The sequence below is a fragment of the Acinetobacter sp. SH024 genome (assembly GCF_000163635.1).
Lineage (GTDB): Bacteria > Pseudomonadota > Gammaproteobacteria > Pseudomonadales > Moraxellaceae > Acinetobacter > Acinetobacter pittii.
The window spans coordinates 6,510-23,148 of the sequence record NZ_GG753607.1 but is presented as its reverse complement, the minus strand read 5'-3'; the positions used below and the strand labels follow the sequence as shown (position 1 = coordinate 23,148).

Genomic DNA, 16,639 nt, shown 5'->3' with positions numbered 1-16,639 from the left:
TGAATCGTGCGTTTGAAAATCGCTAAAGAAAGCTTACTCAATGTTTTATCGCATGTTGTCGGTGCGGTAGAACGTCGTCATACATTGAATATTCTTTCAAACGTCAAAATTCAGACTAATGCTCAGGCACTCACCATTACCGGTTCTGATTTAGAAGTCGAGCTGGTTGCCAGTACTGTTTTAACAGAAGGGGCATGCATTGAAGCAGGTGAAACAACCGTTCCTGCTCGTAAGTTGATGGAAATTTGTAAATCATTGCCTACAGCTGCATTGATTGACTTACAAATTACAGAAGATCAAAGATGTATTTTAAAATCTGGTAATAGCCGTTTTGTATTAGGTACTTTACCGGCAGAAGATTATCCATTATTGACCACTGAAAATAGTCAAGGTACACAAGTACAAGTCACTCAACGTGAGTTAAAGCGTTTATTTGAAAAAACGGCTTTTGCTATGGCTGTACAAGATGTACGTTTCTATTTAACGGGCACTTTATTAGAAATTGATGAAAATCAATTACGTGCAGTAACAACAGATGGTCACCGTTTAGCACTTTGTGAAATTACTGCTTCTTCTACATCATCTCAATTGGTCCAAGCAATTGTGCCTCGTAAAGCTGTTGGTGAATTACAGCGTTTACTTAGCATTGAAGATGAACAATTAACGTTGCTGATTGGTCGTGAATTGTTAAATGTCACAATTAATACGCCAAGCCGTGACAAAGAGCAGGGCGATATCACTGTTCGCTTTACTACAAAGTTGATTGATGGAAAATTCCCTGATTATCGTCGTGTAATTCCACGTGGTGGCGATAAACATGTATTAATTAGCCATGATGTGTTCAAACAATCATTACAACGTGTCGCAATTTTGAGTAATGAGAAATTACGTGGTGTTTTCTTGAATTTTAATCAAGATTCTTTACAGCTACGTGCAAATAACCCTGAACAAGACGAAGCGATTGAAGATTTAGCGATTCAGTATCAAAACATACCGCTTGAAATGTCATTTAATGCACAATATTTGCTGGATGTTTTAGGTGTGCTTGATGGTGATGATGTAAATATGAGCATGACTGAGGCAAATCAATCTGTATTGGTTCAAGATCCGGCACATCCTGATCAAACCTATGTCGTTATGCCGATGCGTGTATAATCTGGCTATCTAATATGCATCTTACGCGTTTAAATATTGAACGTGTGCGTAATTTAAAAACGGTTGCACTCCAAGGGTTGCAACCGTTTAATGTATTTTATGGCGCTAACGGTTCAGGAAAAACTTCAATACTGGAAGCAATCCATTTGCTTGCAACAGGGCGGTCGTTCCGTACCCATATACCTAAAAATTATATTCAATACTCTGCTGAAGATGCGATTGTTTTCGCGCAATCTGCAACTGAAAAAATTGGCATGCAAAAGTTGGCCTCTGGTGAGCAGTTGATGAAGGTCAATGGCGATACAGTGGCTACACAAGGACAACTCGCTAAACTGCTTCCTTTGCAGCATATTGATCCACAAAGTACAGATATTATTGACCATGGGGCGAAACCTCGGCGCCAGCTTTTAGATTGGCTGATGTTCCACGTGGAACCTGAGTTTTATTTTGCTTGGCAATATTATTCTCGTGCATTAAAGCAGCGTAATACTTTACTTAAAACCAGACGGAATATTTCTCTAGCGGATTTAGAGCCGTGGAATAAAATGTTGAGTGATTATGGTGAAATTTTACACTCTCAGCGTTTAAGTATTGTGGAACAATGGAATGTCTTTTTTCAAAATGATTTAAGTCAATTGCTACCTGATCTAGAGATTGAACTGGAATATAGTCCCGGTTTTCATACAGAGCAGGGACTCATGCAAGACTTGCTGAATCAACACCAGAAAGACATCGAACGACGCTATACCGAGTATGGCCCACATCGTGCAGATTTGCGCTTAAAAACCCCGTTTGGACATGCTGATGTAGTTTTATCAAGAGGTCAGAAAAAACTCTTGATTATTGCCTTAAAACTGTCACAAATTGCAATGTTACATGCGAGTAATAAGGAAACTGTGGTATTATTAGATGATCTGACAGCAGAATTAGACTTAACCGCACAACAACGTTTAATTGAACGATTAAGCCAACTTGGTAGCCAGGTTTTTATGACAACTTTAGATCATGCATCGGTAAAAAAACACTTACATGATCTGTCTATTTCATATCAATTATTCAATGTTGAATCCGGTCAAGTTAGTCTTGCTTCACCATAATTTTTTGATGTTACCCATCTTTGAATAAACCTATATTTGCTAGGGAGAAACCATGAGTTCAGAGTCTCAATCAGCCTCTCAAACAGAACAAACCAATGAAAAGGCTTATGATTCCTCTAGTATTAAAGTATTACGTGGATTAGATGCAGTTCGTAAACGTCCGGGTATGTATATTGGGGATACAGACGACGGTACCGGTTTACACCATATGGTATTCGAGGTTGTCGATAACGCAATCGATGAAGCTTTAGCTGGGCATTGTGACGAAATTATTGTCACGATTCACGAAGATGAATCGGTAAGTGTTTCTGATAATGGCCGTGGTATTCCAACAGATATCCACCCTGAAGAAGGGGTGTCTGCAGCGGAAGTAATTCTTACGATCCTGCACGCAGGCGGTAAGTTTGACGACAACAGCTATAAAGTTTCAGGTGGTTTGCACGGCGTAGGCGTTTCAGTTGTAAATGCGCTTTCAAGTAAATTGCATTTAATTATTAATCGCGCTGGCCAAGTGCACGAACAAGAGTATCACCACGGTGATCCGCAATATCCATTACGTGTGATTGGTGAAACGGATAGCAGTGGTACAACTGTACGTTTTTGGCCAAGTGAACTAACTTTTAGTCAAACTATTTTTAACGTTGAAATTTTAGCGCGTCGTTTAAGAGAGCTTTCATTTTTAAACGCGGGCGTGCGTATTGTTTTACGTGATGAACGTATTAACCTTGAGCACGTATATGACTACGAAGGTGGTTTATCTGAGTTTGTAAAATACATTAACGAAGGTAAAACTCATCTAAACGAGATTTTCCATTTCACTGCTGATACAGAAAACGGTATTGGTGTAGAAGTTGCATTACAGTGGAATGAAAGTTATCAAGAAAACGTGCGTTGTTTTACCAACAATATTCCTCAAAAGGATGGCGGTACTCATTTAGCAGGTTTCCGTGCAGCTTTAACCCGTGGTCTTAACCAATATCTTGAAAATGAAAATATTCTCAAGAAAGAAAAAGTCAATGTGACAGGCGATGATGCACGAGAAGGTTTAACCGCGATTATTTCGGTAAAAGTACCTGATCCGAAATTCTCTTCTCAAACTAAAGAAAAACTAGTATCGAGTGAAGTAAAACCAGCGGTTGAGCAAGCAATGAACAAAGAGTTCTCTGCTTACTTACTTGAAAACCCGCAAGCTGCAAAATCAATTGCTGGTAAAATTATTGATGCTGCGCGTGCACGTGATGCTGCACGTAAGGCGCGTGAAATGACACGTCGTAAGAGTGCACTTGATATTGCAGGTTTACCAGGTAAATTGGCAGATTGTCAGGAAAAAGACCCAGCACTTTCTGAATTATATCTAGTCGAGGGTGACTCTGCTGGTGGTAGTGCTAAGCAAGGTCGTAATCGTAAAATGCAGGCTATTTTACCGTTGAAAGGTAAAATCCTGAACGTTGAACGTGCACGCTTTGACAAAATGATTTCTAGTCAGGAAGTCGGTACTTTAATCACTGCACTTGGCTGTGGTATTGGTCGTGAAGAATATAACCCTGATAAGCTCCGCTATCATAAAATCATTATCATGACCGATGCCGACGTCGATGGTTCGCACATCCGTACCTTGTTGTTAACGTTCTTCTTCCGTCAAATGCCAGAATTGGTTGAGCGTGGGCATATTTATATTGCTCAGCCACCTTTGTATAAATTGAAGAAAGGTAAGCAAGAACAATACATCAAAGATAATGATGCATTGGAAACTTATCTCATCTCAAATGCAATTGATGAGCTATCTCTACATACCAATGCTGAAGCACCTGCAATTACTGGTGAAGCACTGGCGAAAGTGATTCAAGACTATCAAGTTTCACAAAAGAGCTTACAGCGCTTAACTTTACGTTATCCAGCTAGCTTATTGGATGCTTTACTTGAAGTAGAAGTATTCAAGAGTGATCAAAACCATGATGAAGCTTATGTACAACAATGGGCAGATCAGGTACGCGATATCATTACCAGATTACAGCCAAGTTTACGTCCAGAAATCTCTTTAGAGGCATTTGAGCGTGAAAATGCTCAAGGTGAAAAATCTGCGCATTATTGGCCGCGTATTACTGTCTATGTTCATAATCTGCCGCATGCGTATTTGCTTGATGCAGCTTTATTGAATTCAGCTGAATATGCACGTTTACTCAAAAACTCGAAGAGTTGGTTCACTTTACTTGAAGACGGTGCTTTTTTACAAAAAGGTGATCGCCGTATTCAAGTGGCTAACTTTCATCAAGTTTGGCAACATATTTTGCAAGATTCACGCCGCGGTATGATGATCCAACGCTATAAAGGTCTTGGAGAGATGAATGCTGAACAGCTGTGGGAAACAACAATGGACCCTGAAAACCGTAATATGTTGCAGGTGACAATTGATGATGCGATTGAAGCAGATCGTATGTTCTCTTGCTTAATGGGTGATGATGTTGAACCACGTCGTGCATTCATCGAAGAGAATGCTTTAAATGCGGATATTGATGCTTAATTCATAACATGATTCTAAATCAGTCTAGGGAGAGAATGATGAGTCAGAAATTATTAGCTAGCCTATTAATTTCATGTGTGTTTTTAGGAAGTTCTGCTGTTTGGGCGGCAGACCTAGAAACGAATATGAAAACTTTAGCGAAGAGTACTAAAGCATTTGCTGAAGCGAAAGATGCTGATAACGCGAAAAAACAGCTTGTTGTAATGCGTGAAGCAGCAGTTTCTTCTAAGCAATATTTGCCGCATAAACTCGAAGGTTTGCCATCAGAAAATGTAAAGGTAAAAGAGTACCAAACTGGTTTAGATCAGCTTGTTGCCGAAATTGATAAAGTAACTGTTTTAGTTGAGCAAGGACAATTAGATCAAGCCAAAACTGAAGCAATTAATTTAGTCAAAATACGAAATGAAAATCATAAAAAATTTAGATAATTGATTTTTTATGGTAAAGGGCTAATCATCATTAGCCCTTTTTTTGTATCCGAAAAAAGCATTTTGTTTAACACGTAAACTATTCGAAGTTATATTCTTTATGCGGTACTTACTAATAACAATAGGAAATATAATTATGAAAAACACACAAAAACTCTTATGCATTGGAATCATATTTTTTAATTGTTTATTTCAACTGCATGCTGCGATAGCCCCAACCTTTTATGGAAAATTAGTATTTCATCGTTATAGTGATTATGAGGCATGGGACAGTAAGCTTTATCTTTATAATTTCACAACACAGCAGACCACATTACTCGGCGCAAATTGGAAAATTGACCATATGATGAATGGCCATTTCTCTCCAGATGGAAAATGGTTAACGTTCATGGGAGTGAATTCTGGGCAGCATTATGGCGATGCATGGGATATATATGTATGGAAGGTCGGAAGCACTGAGTTACCTATTAACTTAACTCAAGGCAATAATAAGCGCGATGAAGACCCTAAATTTATAGATAACCAGCGTATTATTTTTAAACAAAATGGCGATCTAAAAATCATTAGAATGACGGATCGTACGATGACTTCTGTGACTCAAAATGGTTGGGATATAGAAGAATCGATGCCTTATCCGATGGTGAATACCACTCAAATTTTGTATGCAAAAGGTGCTGGAAATAATTCTAGAATTTTTAGTATTGATCAGTCGGGTGCTTATGATACACAACTGACCAATATCGCTTCATATTATCCAGTATGGTGGCAAGGAAGTCGGTTCTTATATGTGCGCTGGTATAGCCCAACAAATCCTCATGACCAGATCTATATTTATGATATGGCTAATAAACAAACTACACGTTTGCCATTTAACAACACCAATTATGATACTTCCGATCCAGCTCCTTTAGATCAGCGTTACATGGTGGTATCTCTTGCAGGACAAACAGGGAGTCGAGGCGGATACGATTTATATATTGCTGACAGCTTATCAAGCAGTGTTTGGCCTTTACCGATCAATACCAATTTAAATGAATTGGGGGCTTTTTATACGCCTTACTAATCAATAAAAAAGCCGATTAAGAAATCGGCTTTTTTATTTTAGAAAATGGATTAATCAAAAGAAGCTTCCATTTCTTCTAATTCCATCATGAGTTCCAAAAGCTGCTCTTCGTGTTGCTCAAGTTTAGCTTTCAGCTCTGTCTGCTCATTCATAAGTTTGAGTAGATCATCCTTACGTGCAGCCTCATATAAAGATGTGTCTGCTAAGGATTCTTCAATTTTGGCGAGCTGTGGTTGTAGCTTTTCAATTTGTGATTCAACCTTTTCAATATTTTTACGAATAGGTCGAGTCTGTTCACGACGGCGAGCGGCTTCTTTACGCTGTGCTTCTTTATCAACTTTAGCAGGCGCTGGAGCGGCAGAGGACGAATTATTCTGTGCCACAGCAGTCTGAGCATTGATTTGTTGCTGACGTGCTTCACGTAGCCATTTAGCATAGTCCTGTAAATCACCCTCGAACTCAGTACATTTACCGCCGTGTACTAAAAGAAGCTCATCACATACACTTGCAATAAGTTGACGTTCGTGGGAAACCAGAACAACGGCACCTTCAAAATCTTGTAATGCCATGCTCAGTGCATGACGCATATCAAGATCTAAATGGTTTGTTGGTTCATCGAGAATTAAAACATTTGGACGCTGCCATACAATGAGTGCTAGGGCTAAACGAGCGCGTTCTCCACCAGAAAAGCTTTCACATGGTGTATCCATGCGTTCACCACTAAAGCCAAAACTCCCTAAGAACGAACGTAGAGTGGCTTCACTGATTTGTTTATCTGCTATACGGGCAAGCTGTAGCATTGGGCTAGCGTGACCATCTAAAGCATCCATCTGGTGCTGCGCAAAGTAACCAATATTAAGCAGCTCGGAAGCTTTACGTTCACCTGCCAAGAGTGGTAAATCACCTACCAAGCTCTTAATCAATGTTGACTTGCCTGCGCCGTTCATACCCAGTAAACCAATACGTGAGTTTGGCGTAATTTGTAATCTGATTTTTTCGGCTATTTGCTTATCACCATAACCAATGCTGGCGTTGTCTAAAGTCAGCAAAGGTGAACTCATTTTAGTTGGTTCACGGAAACTAAAAGTAAACGGCGTATCTACATGGGCTGGTGCAAGTTGCTGCATGCGCTCAAGTTGTTTAATACGACTTTGTGCTTGACGAGCTTTAGTTGCTTTTGCCTTAAAACGGTCAATAAACTTTTGTAAGTGAGCACGTGTTTCTTGCTGCTTTTCAAAAGCTTGTTGTTGCTGGGCAAGACGTTCACTACGTGTGGTTTCAAATGTAGAGTAGTTTCCGGTGTAAAGCGTGAGTTCTTGATTTTCAATGTGAAGAATATGATCTGTAATCGCATCTAAAAAGTCGCGGTCATGCGAAATTAGAATGAGTGTACCTTCATAGGCTTTAAGCCAATCTTCTAACCACAGAATTGCATCCAAATCTAAGTGGTTTGTTGGCTCATCCAGTAAGAGTAGATCAGAACGACTCATGAGGGTACGCGCCAAATTTAAGCGCATACGCCATCCACCCGAGAAGCTTTCAACGTTCAAACGTAATTGATTTTCTAGAAAACCAAGGCCTGCCATGAGCTGCGCAGCTTTAGAGGGCGCTGAATAACCATGGATTTCATCAAAACGGCCATGCAATTTAGCCAATTCAAAATCAGTCAGTTGATCTGGTTGAGCAAGCTTATTTTGTATATCCCAAAACTCTTCATCACCTGAAAGAACAAAATCAATTGCAGGCATATCTAGGGCTTTTACTTCTTGCGCCATATGCGCCACGGTCCAGCCTGTCGGACGAGTAAGTGAACCTTCATCTGCACCTAAACTTCCAAGTAATGCAGCAAATAAGGTCGATTTACCTGCGCCATTTACACCAGTTAGACCAATCTTCCAACCTGGGTGTAATTGCATAGACGCTTTTTGAAATAGAACACGTCCACCGCGGCGTAAAGAAACTTGGTCAAATTGAATCATCTTATTGTATCGAGGTGAGTTAGGGATGCTGTATTTTAAAGAGAACTGCCGATGAAAACAAAACTTTCCGGATTTTAGTGAGCAGGTATTAATAATTAGATATATCCAGACATTCTAAATTTCGCTATTCATCCGAAATTTTCAAAATATTGAACAAGATAGAATACTTTTAAAAAAATATGGCTAAAATAAAAACAGTTTGAAATTTGGTTGATTAATGAGCTACTAATAAAACTAGACTAAGGAAAGTCAAATGAAAAAAAGATTGGGGATAATTGGTGCAGTATTTTGCTGTGCTGTGGGGACAGTACATGCTGGGCAAAGTGTCTGTGTGTTTGATTTATTAGGAAAGTCAGGTGAATCCTATAAAATGATGGAAGAGTGGGCGCTTGCAGCGAAAGAATGGCAAGCAGATATCACTTTAATTCCATTTCAAGATGAAGGCTTAGTTGACCGTAGACTGCGTGAAGGAAAATGTGACGCCGCTTATATGACCTCCATGCGGGCGCGAAATTATAATAAATTTGCAGGTTCAATTGATGCGATTGGAGGGGTAACCAGTAATGCAATCGCCCAAAAAGCTATTAGTTATGTTTTAGATAAGCGTAATAAACATCGCATGGTGACTACACAAACTGGAACCAATTACGAGGTCGTTGGTATTGTTCAGATTGGATTGGCTTATTTATTTGTAAGAGATAAAAACCTCAACTCAATTGAAAAAGTACGTGGGACTAAGTTTGCTATTTTGCAATATGACGCAGCACAAAAAATTATGGTGGAAAGCGTTGGCGCTCAGCCCATTCCTTCAGAAATTACCGATTTTGTGAAAAAGTTTAATAGTGGCCAAGTCGATGCAATTGCGGCACCAGCCTATGCTTATAAACCTTTAGAGATTGGTAAAGGGGTCGGCGTGAAAGGGGCAATGTTTACTTTCCCCGTAGTTAACGTTACGGGTGATTTAATTGCCCGAAGTGATAAGTTCCCCACAGATTTCGGTATAAAGTCACGTGCTTGGTTTATACAAAAATTACCTCAGAATTTTGCCATGATAAAGCGGCTAGAAATGGGTGTACCCTCAAAAATTAAAATTAATTTTTCAGCAGAAGACAAAACTAAATATCAAAAAATTTTACGTGAAGGTCGCCTCAGCTTAACAAAACAAGGTGTATACGATGCAACAATGATGAGTGTGCTAAAGCGTGCCCGCTGTACAGTTGAACGGACAAATTTTGAATGTACGCTTAATGGGGAGTAGTTTATTTTTTAAACACAAAAACGCTACATATATTTCAAAGCTGAATATGGGTATGAAAATTATGAATATAAAAAATAACTTACGGAAAATTAGCGATTTTTCCTTTTAATAAATAATTTAAAACCAACAAACAATGGTTCAATGAGATAAAAATATTTGAGTAAAAGCTCTATTTTTTTCTAAAAAACATGATTAATATCTGTGTTTGAAAGGAAACTTCAAACAAAAAATCTGTTCCGTGGAAGGATGAAGAAAATGAAAAAAATCGTACTTGCTATGGCTGCCGCTTCTGTTGTTGGTTTTTCTGCTTCAGCGCAAGCAGCGAGTACCGTATGTGTATTCGACCTCTTAGGAAAAGCAGGCGACTCATATAAAATGATGGAAGAATGGGCTCTTGCTGCAAAAGGCTGGGGTACTGAAATTAACTTAGTTCCTCGTCAGGACGAGGCTGTTGCTGATAATGATTTTAAAGCGGGTAAATGTGATGCTGTGGCAATGACAGCAATGCGTGCACGCCAATATAACAAATTCGCAGGATCTATCGACTCACTCGGTGGTGTTCCAAACAACCAAATCGCTCAACGTGCAATTACTTATGTATTAGATGCGCGTAATGCAGCAAAAATGACCACGAATATGGGTGGTAAAAAATACGAAGTTGCTGGTATTTCTCCGCTAGGTTCAGCATTCATTTTCGTACGCGACAAAAACATCAACTCTGTTGAAAAAGCTGCGGGTAAAAAATTCGCTGTACTTGGCTATGACGATGCACAAAAAATTATGGTGCAACGTGTAGGAGCTCAAGCAGTTCTTTCTGATATCTCAAACTTTGCTGCTAAATTTAACAATGGTCAGGTAGATATGGTAGGTGCACCTGCTTATGCTTACAAACCATTAGAGTTAAATAAAGGTTTAGGCGCAAACGGTGTAATGTGGAACTTCCCTGTATTACACGTTACAGCAGATCTAGTATTACGTTCTGATAAATTCCCAGCTGGTTTTGGTCAAAAATCTCGTGACTGGTTTGTTAAACAGTTACCTAAGAGCTTTGCAATGATCAACCGTTTAGAAGCGCAAATTCCTGGCAAATACAAAATGAACTTAAGTGCAGAAGACAAACTTAAGTATCAAAAAATGTTGCGTGATGGCCGTATGGACTTAACTAAACGCGGTGTTTACGATGCTGGAATGATGTCTGTACTCAAAAAAGCGCGTTGTTCTGTAGACAAAGCTAACTTTGAATGTTCAATGCCTGGTGAATAATCCTAATTTCTTTCAAAAAGCCTAGACTGAGTTCTAGGCTTTTTGTTTTATATACGCTGTCAGTTCTGCCATTGTGGTTAGTTAGAAAGACGTTAAGCTAAATTTAGATAAAAACTTCATAAGGAAACATGAAGGTATAAAAATAGATCAAGGACTTGAGTGATTAAAATAATTGCTAATAGATAGGTCATTCGCTATCTATTTTTCAGGGAAATAAAATCATAAAAGCAAATACGGTCTATACAAATATTCCATCATGATTTTTATATGAAGCCTATCCGATTCATACCTGATGGTGTGAAATTTCTTGGTATCGAAAAACAAAAACTCCACAAGGAAAGGAAAAAGAATATGCAATTTTCCAAAACGCTATTACTTGCGATGGGACTTACCACAGTTTCTTTTGCAGCCGAGGCTAAACAAACAGTATGTGTTTTTGACTTCGTTGGAAAAAATGGCGACGTTTATGCGCTGATGAAGGATTATCAACTTGCCGCAAAAAACTGGGGAGCTGATATCGAGCTTAAAGTAAACCAGAATGAAGCCGTGATTGCTGAAGATTTTAAAGCGGGTAAATGTGATGGTATTAGCGTGTCAGGGATGCGTGGTCGCCAATTTAACTCATTTACTGGATCATTAGATGCAATTGGGGCCATTCCTGATCTCAAGCTTGCTGTAAAAGTGATGCAAGGTTTAGCGAGTCCGACTTTTAGTAAATATATGGTTAATGGTCGCTATGAGGTTGTCGGTGTTATTCCGGTTGGTGATGCTTACCTTTTGGTAAATGACCGTAGCATCAATACGGTAGCGAAAGCTGCAGGTAAGAAAATTGCTGTGCTTGACTATGATGAAGCACAAAAAATTATGGTTCAGCAGGTCGGGGCACAGGCTGTGAGTGCTGACGTAACAAATTTTGGTGCGAAATTTAATAACCATCAAGTTGATATTATTGGTGCGCCAGCAGCAGCATTTAAGCCTTTAGAACTACAAAAAGGTTTAGGAACAAAAGGTGCGATCGTGAATTATCCAATCTTACAGGTCACAGGAAATATTATTATCCGACCTGATAAGTTCCCAGCTGGTTTTGGCCAGAAATCTAGGGAATGGGTTTCAGGTCAGCTACCACGTGCTTTTACCATCTTGGGTAAGATGAAAGCTGATATTCCACAAAAATACTGGATGGATGTCCCAGCAGCAGATAAACCGGGTTACCAAAAGCTTATGCGTGAGTCTCGAATTAACCTTACACAACGCGGTGTCTACGATAAACGCATGATGAAATTACTATGGCAATTCCGTTGTAAGCAAGATGCTAAAAACTTCGAATGTGGCTTACAGGATGAGAATTACAAATAATCTTGATAAAAATACTCAAGATTCGCTTTAAACTTCGAAGACAGACCCTATATTGATTATGCTATACTCAATATAGGGTCTTTTTTATTTTGAAAGGCACAGCAAAATCCGAGGAACAATCATCATGAATGCCCAAGCTCTAGTTTTGACAGATAATGCTGCCAATAAGGTACGCCAACTCCGTGATAGTGAAGGGAATGACGATCTCATGTTACGTGTGTATGTAACAGGAGGCGGGTGTTCAGGGTTTTCGTATGGCTTTAATTTTGCTGAAAGCGTAAATGAAGATGATGCAGAATTCGTAAATGGCGATGTAAAAATGCTGGTTGACTCACTTAGTTACCAATACCTTATTGGTTCAGTAGTTGACTATGTAGAAGGTCTTGAAGGTTCGCGTTTTATCGTACAAAACCCGAATGCAACAACAACATGTGGTTGTGGTTCTTCATTCTCGATTTAAAAGAATTTTAAAATTTAAAAAACCTCTCTATTTTGAGAGGTTTTTTTATTGATCAAATCATTATTTTTTACGGACAGATTCTAAAAAGTATTGTACCAGTTCAGGTGCATTCTGATATGGAATCCAGTGCGACGCATTCATAAAAACTGCTTCATAACTATTTTTAAAATAATGTGAGTTTAGCTCGGCGCTTTTTTCTGTAACGGCAATATCATGTTTACCCCAAATAAAAAGAGTGGGGACATCTATGGCTTTAAACGGATTTTGAGGTTTGTCCCAAAAAAAGCCACGATACCAATTCAACGCCGTGGTTAATCTATTTTCCTTTATAAACTCAGCCTCAAATATCGCAATTTGCTGTTCAGTCATGCCTGATGACTTTAGAAACTTACGACCCAATTTAGGTATCTTTTTAAATAAAAGTTCGGGCAGAATCGGTAACTGAAAAATTGCAAAATAATAAGATTTAAAAAGTTGTCTACTGCTTAAACAAGCTTTTAAAAATGCAGCTTGATGAGGTACAGAAACTAAAGTGAGATGTTGAATATATTGTGGATACTTCATAGCAACGCCTGACGCAATTGCCGAGCCCCAGTCGTGCCCCATTAAATAAACTGGCTGGTCAAGCTGTTTAATTAAACTTGCTACGTCTTCTACAAGTTCACTCAAGGAATATTGAAATCGGCTTTGAGGTCTAGCATTTAAACTATAACCACGTTGATGAATCGCAAGTGTTCTAAATTGATACTCATGCAATAATTCCGAAGTCTGCTCCCAACTATGAGCAGTTTCTGGAAAACCATGCAATAAAACAACGAGAGGACCATCTATAGGGCCTGAATCAATCACATCGAATGTCCAAGCCCCACGTGTGTATTGATGAATACGTTTAGTTAGATCCATACAAACATGCCTTAAATTATTTTTATCGGCATTTATCATGAGTTTTTATGCTCATTTAAATAACAGCATTTCGGGTCAGTAAATGTGCTATGAGGTCGAATCTGGCCAATCAGTCAACAAATAGTTTTATACCGCCGTGATCGTGCCTAGGATTCTGAAATCCGAAGCGCCTGTGACTGCTGGTAAATTACCACTTAAACCATTTACAAAACGCATTGCTAACCATGCAAATGCTGTGGCCTCAACCCAAGTAGGGGAAAGTCCTAACACATCGGTAGGTTGAACAGACCAATTATGTTTACGTAAACGCCAACGTAATTGTTCTAATAAATAAGAGTTATAAGCTCCACCACCACAAACATATACTTCACCTGTTTCCATCTCAGAACGATAAATTGCTTTTTGAATGGCACGCACAGTAAGTTTTAATAGGGTTGCTTGAATGTTTTCAGGGGTATCTTCTAACTCATCATAAGTTAAATCATTTCGCCAATCGATTAACTGATCATCTAACCAGTCAATATTAAAGTCTTCACGTCCTGTGCTCTTAGGCGGTTCTTTAGAAAAATACTCGTGGGCATGGAGACGGTCGAGTAAAGAGCGGATAGGATGACCATAAGCAGCCCAATCACCATTTTCATCATATGGATGACCTGTATGGCGATGGCACCACGCATCCATCAAAATATTTGCAGGACCTGTATCAAAACCAAATACGCCGTCACTGTTATTGGCAGGCAGCATACTCACATTAGCAATACCACCCAAATTCAAAATTACACGATGAATACTTGGATGTTGAAATAATGCTTGATGGAAAGCCGGAACCAATGGCGCTCCTTGACCACCTGCTGCCATATCTCTACGACGAAAATCTGAAACAACCGGAATCTGAGTAATTTCAGTAATAATGTTGGGATCGCCAATTTGTAGCGTAAAGCCATGTTCTGGACGATGACGAATGGTTTGCCCGTGTGACCCAATTGCTTTAATTTGGCTACGGTCTAATTGATGCTTTTCAATGAGAGTATTAATCCCATGACCAATCATTTGGGCCAGAGCAACATCAGCTTTACCCATGCGGTCAATTTCATTGTCATCAGGTAAAGTTAATGCCATAAGCTCATCACGTAACTCGGGTTCGAATGGAACTGTAAGAGTGGCATGAAGCTGTAGTGGCTCAAATGAAGCCGCAACAATATCTACACCATCCATACTAGTGCCAGTCATTACGCCGATATAGATTGCGCTCATATGCAACTTCCCCTGCAAGACGCTGAAAAAATGTTAGTATATCGCACAAATTGAATAACTGATGTGTTTAGGTTTTGTGATGTCAAATTTCTTGCCCGCCGAAGAACAGCTTGCCCTCATCCAACGAGGCACGCACGAAATTATTTCAGAAGAAGATTTACTGAAAAAGCTTAAAGAGAATCGTCCTCTTAAAATTAAAGCTGGTTTTGACCCTACAGCACCAGATTTACATTTAGGACATACGGTTCTTATTAATAAACTAAAAACTTTCCAAGACTTGGGCCATGAGGTTACCTTCTTAATTGGTGACTATACAGCGATGATTGGTGACCCAACTGGTAAAAGCGCAACTCGTCCGCCGTTGTCACGTGAACAAGTAGAAGCCAATGCTAAAACTTATCAAGAACAAGTTTTCAAGATATTAGATCCGAATAAAACAAAAGTACGTTTTAACTCAGAATGGTTTAATCAAAAGTCTGCTGCTGACCTTATTCAATTAGCAAGTCAGCAAACCGTATCACGTATGTTAGAGCGTGATGACTTTACTAAGCGTTATAGCAATCATCAGCCGATTGCAATTCATGAGTTTTTATATCCTTTAGTTCAAGGTTATGACTCAATTGCGCTTGAAGCTGACGTTGAGTTAGGCGGTACAGATCAGACCTTTAACTTACTTATGGGTCGTACTTTACAAAGCCGTTATGGCCAAGAATCTCAAGTGTGTATCACCGTGCCGATTCTAGAAGGTCTAGATGGCGTAAATAAAATGTCTAAATCTTTAGGTAACTATATTGGTGTATTTGATACACCAGGGGCAATGTACCAAAAAGTTTTATCAATGCCAGACTCTTTAATTGAACGCTATTTCGATTTATTAAGCTTCAAATCTCTTGATGAGATCAAAGCTCTATTAGATGAAATTGCTGCTGGTCGTAATCCACAAGAAGTAAAACGCATCCTTGCACTTGAGTTAGTTGAACGCTTCCATGATGCAGAAGCTGCTGCTAATGCCCATAAGAGTGCTGGTAACCGTATTACAGAAGGTGAAGTACCTGAAGACACACCAGAAGTGACTATTTCACTTGGTGAGTTTGGAGGAGAAATCTTTATTGCTACGATTTTACGTGTAGCAGGCCTAAATCCGAATGCAGCTGCGGCAAAAGATGCGGTAGCTCGTGGTGCGGTAAAAGTTGACTGGAATGCTGTTGATGCAAGCTTCTCTGTAAAAGAAAACGGAAGCTTTATTATTCAATCAGGTAAAAAAGCAATTGCACGTGTAATTTTCACTGACTAATAAAAAGTTATAGATTAAAAAAGCAGGAGTAATCCTGCTTTTTTTATTTCTGGATCACAAAAACAATTCAACGTTCCACGTGGAACCATCTAAACATAATTAATAATAAATGAAGTAAGTTAAAAGCAAGAAGAAATATTGCTGGGAATAGAGTGTTTACTCTATTATTTCTTTGGACTTAAGGGACTATATATGTCTATAAACTCTATTAAAGACATAGGAAATTAAAAATGTCCCAAATTCTTAAATATAAAATTAATAAAAGGCAGTGAAAATGCCTAAAAAAAAGCCATATATATCACTTTTTTCGCAAAATAGTAGAAAAAAACGGCACTCAAGTGAAAAAGGCTGAAATACCCCTTGCAAAGGGAATGAGATGGTCTATAATGCACATCCATCGGCGGTGATGCAGATAGAAACTTGTTGAAAAACAGTTACTTGTGATTAAGTTGATTGCTTTAAGTGATGAATTTGATGGTAAGTTGGTTTGAGAGATAAGTTTTAAAAATATCGAAATTACCTGTTGACTTTTAAGAGATTAAGAGTAATATAGCCGACCTAGCTTGCTGGTGACGAACCAGGAAGAAGATCATTAAGAGAATTGAAGA

General features: G+C 38.9%; 13 protein-coding genes. 10 read left to right on the top strand and 3 right to left on the bottom strand.

Annotated elements, in window-relative coordinates; translation table 11 throughout:
* Positions 1 to 6: 6 nt before the first annotated feature.
* The 5 genes from dnaN to HMPREF0013_RS23590 all read left to right on the top strand — a co-directional run bounded on the left by dnaN (position 7) and on the right by HMPREF0013_RS23590 (position 6,264).
* The gene (dnaN, locus tag HMPREF0013_RS25375; RefSeq protein ID WP_002115478.1) at positions 7 to 1,155 is read left to right on the top strand and encodes a DNA polymerase III subunit beta; all 1,149 of its coding nucleotides are present in this window, start codon (positions 7 to 9) and stop codon (positions 1,153 to 1,155) included.
* 14 nt (positions 1,156 to 1,169) lie between these two features.
* Positions 1,170 to 2,252 (top strand): DNA replication/repair protein RecF, encoded by a 1,083-nt coding sequence (gene recF, locus HMPREF0013_RS23605; protein WP_002115479.1) that lies wholly within the window; start codon positions 1,170 to 1,172, stop codon positions 2,250 to 2,252.
* A 52-nt stretch (positions 2,253 to 2,304) separates the two neighbouring features.
* On the top strand, positions 2,305 to 4,773 hold the full coding sequence (gene gyrB / locus HMPREF0013_RS23600; protein WP_005804878.1) for a DNA topoisomerase (ATP-hydrolyzing) subunit B: 2,469 nt from the start codon (positions 2,305 to 2,307) through the stop codon (positions 4,771 to 4,773).
* A 35-nt stretch (positions 4,774 to 4,808) separates the two neighbouring features.
* Positions 4,809 to 5,201, top strand: a complete 393-nt coding sequence (gene cybC / locus HMPREF0013_RS23595) for a cytochrome b562 (protein WP_005804877.1) — start codon at positions 4,809 to 4,811, stop codon at positions 5,199 to 5,201.
* Between the two features lie 136 nt (positions 5,202 to 5,337).
* The gene (locus tag HMPREF0013_RS23590) at positions 5,338 to 6,264 is read left to right on the top strand and encodes a hypothetical protein (protein WP_025464212.1); all 927 of its coding nucleotides are present in this window, start codon (positions 5,338 to 5,340) and stop codon (positions 6,262 to 6,264) included.
* Positions 6,265 to 6,314: 50 nt separating this feature from the next.
* Here the strand turns inward: HMPREF0013_RS23590 and HMPREF0013_RS23585 are convergent, their stop codons facing one another.
* Positions 6,315 to 8,243: an ATP-binding cassette domain-containing protein gene (locus HMPREF0013_RS23585; RefSeq protein ID WP_005804875.1), complete on the bottom strand. Its 1,929-nt coding sequence runs from the start codon at positions 8,241 to 8,243 to the stop codon at positions 6,315 to 6,317.
* A 253-nt stretch (positions 8,244 to 8,496) separates the two neighbouring features.
* Between HMPREF0013_RS23585 and HMPREF0013_RS23580 the strand changes: the two genes are divergently transcribed.
* From HMPREF0013_RS23580 to erpA, 4 genes are all read left to right on the top strand, one after another.
* Positions 8,497 to 9,501: a putative solute-binding protein gene (locus HMPREF0013_RS23580; RefSeq protein WP_005804874.1), complete on the top strand. Its 1,005-nt coding sequence runs from the start codon at positions 8,497 to 8,499 to the stop codon at positions 9,499 to 9,501.
* Positions 9,502 to 9,756: 255 nt separating this feature from the next.
* Positions 9,757 to 10,764, top strand: a complete 1,008-nt coding sequence (locus tag HMPREF0013_RS25065) for a putative solute-binding protein (protein ID WP_002115480.1) — start codon at positions 9,757 to 9,759, stop codon at positions 10,762 to 10,764.
* A gap of 351 nt (positions 10,765 to 11,115) precedes the next feature.
* A complete protein-coding gene (locus HMPREF0013_RS23570; protein WP_005804873.1) occupies positions 11,116 to 12,120 on the top strand; it encodes a putative solute-binding protein in 1,005 nt (334 codons plus the stop codon).
* A 124-nt stretch (positions 12,121 to 12,244) separates the two neighbouring features.
* Positions 12,245 to 12,580: an iron-sulfur cluster insertion protein ErpA gene (erpA, locus tag HMPREF0013_RS23565; protein ID WP_002115421.1), complete on the top strand. Its 336-nt coding sequence runs from the start codon at positions 12,245 to 12,247 to the stop codon at positions 12,578 to 12,580.
* A gap of 60 nt (positions 12,581 to 12,640) precedes the next feature.
* Here erpA and HMPREF0013_RS23560 read toward each other — a convergent pair whose 3' ends face one another.
* Together HMPREF0013_RS23560 and HMPREF0013_RS23555 are read right to left on the bottom strand one after the other, a co-directional pair.
* On the bottom strand, positions 12,641 to 13,483 hold the full coding sequence (locus tag HMPREF0013_RS23560; RefSeq protein ID WP_005804871.1) for an alpha/beta fold hydrolase: 843 nt from the start codon (positions 13,481 to 13,483) through the stop codon (positions 12,641 to 12,643).
* 126 nt (positions 13,484 to 13,609) lie between these two features.
* The gene (locus tag HMPREF0013_RS23555; protein WP_005804870.1) at positions 13,610 to 14,737 is read right to left on the bottom strand and encodes an anhydro-N-acetylmuramic acid kinase; all 1,128 of its coding nucleotides are present in this window, start codon (positions 14,735 to 14,737) and stop codon (positions 13,610 to 13,612) included.
* Between the two features lie 61 nt (positions 14,738 to 14,798).
* On the opposite strand from HMPREF0013_RS23555, the gene tyrS reads away from it, so the two are divergent.
* Positions 14,799 to 16,031: a tyrosine--tRNA ligase gene (gene tyrS / locus HMPREF0013_RS23550; protein ID WP_002115433.1), complete on the top strand. Its 1,233-nt coding sequence runs from the start codon at positions 14,799 to 14,801 to the stop codon at positions 16,029 to 16,031.
* The last annotated feature ends 608 nt before the right edge of the window (positions 16,032 to 16,639 follow it).

What these genes read in the sequence shown, in the direction of transcription:
- recF (WP_002115479.1), top strand. Translation starts at nt 1,170, where the DNA reads ATGCATCTTACGCGTTTAAATATTGAACGTGTGCGTAATTTAAAAACG.
- gyrB (WP_005804878.1), top strand. Translation starts at nt 2,305, where the DNA reads ATGAGTTCAGAGTCTCAATCAGCCTCTCAAACAGAACAAACCAATGAA.
- cybC (WP_005804877.1), top strand. Translation starts at nt 4,809, where the DNA reads ATGATGAGTCAGAAATTATTAGCTAGCCTATTAATTTCATGTGTGTTT.
- HMPREF0013_RS23590 (WP_025464212.1), top strand. Translation starts at nt 5,338, where the DNA reads ATGAAAAACACACAAAAACTCTTATGCATTGGAATCATATTTTTTAAT.
- HMPREF0013_RS23585 (WP_005804875.1), bottom strand. Translation starts at nt 8,243, where the DNA reads ATGATTCAATTTGACCAAGTTTCTTTACGCCGCGGTGGACGTGTTCTA.
- HMPREF0013_RS23580 (WP_005804874.1), top strand. Translation starts at nt 8,497, where the DNA reads ATGAAAAAAAGATTGGGGATAATTGGTGCAGTATTTTGCTGTGCTGTG.
- HMPREF0013_RS25065 (WP_002115480.1), top strand. Translation starts at nt 9,757, where the DNA reads ATGAAAAAAATCGTACTTGCTATGGCTGCCGCTTCTGTTGTTGGTTTT.
- HMPREF0013_RS23570 (WP_005804873.1), top strand. Translation starts at nt 11,116, where the DNA reads ATGCAATTTTCCAAAACGCTATTACTTGCGATGGGACTTACCACAGTT.
- erpA (WP_002115421.1), top strand. Translation starts at nt 12,245, where the DNA reads ATGAATGCCCAAGCTCTAGTTTTGACAGATAATGCTGCCAATAAGGTA.
- HMPREF0013_RS23560 (WP_005804871.1), bottom strand. Translation starts at nt 13,483, where the DNA reads ATGGATCTAACTAAACGTATTCATCAATACACACGTGGGGCTTGGACA.
- HMPREF0013_RS23555 (WP_005804870.1), bottom strand. Translation starts at nt 14,737, where the DNA reads ATGAGCGCAATCTATATCGGCGTAATGACTGGCACTAGTATGGATGGT.
- tyrS (WP_002115433.1), top strand. Translation starts at nt 14,799, where the DNA reads ATGTGTTTAGGTTTTGTGATGTCAAATTTCTTGCCCGCCGAAGAACAG.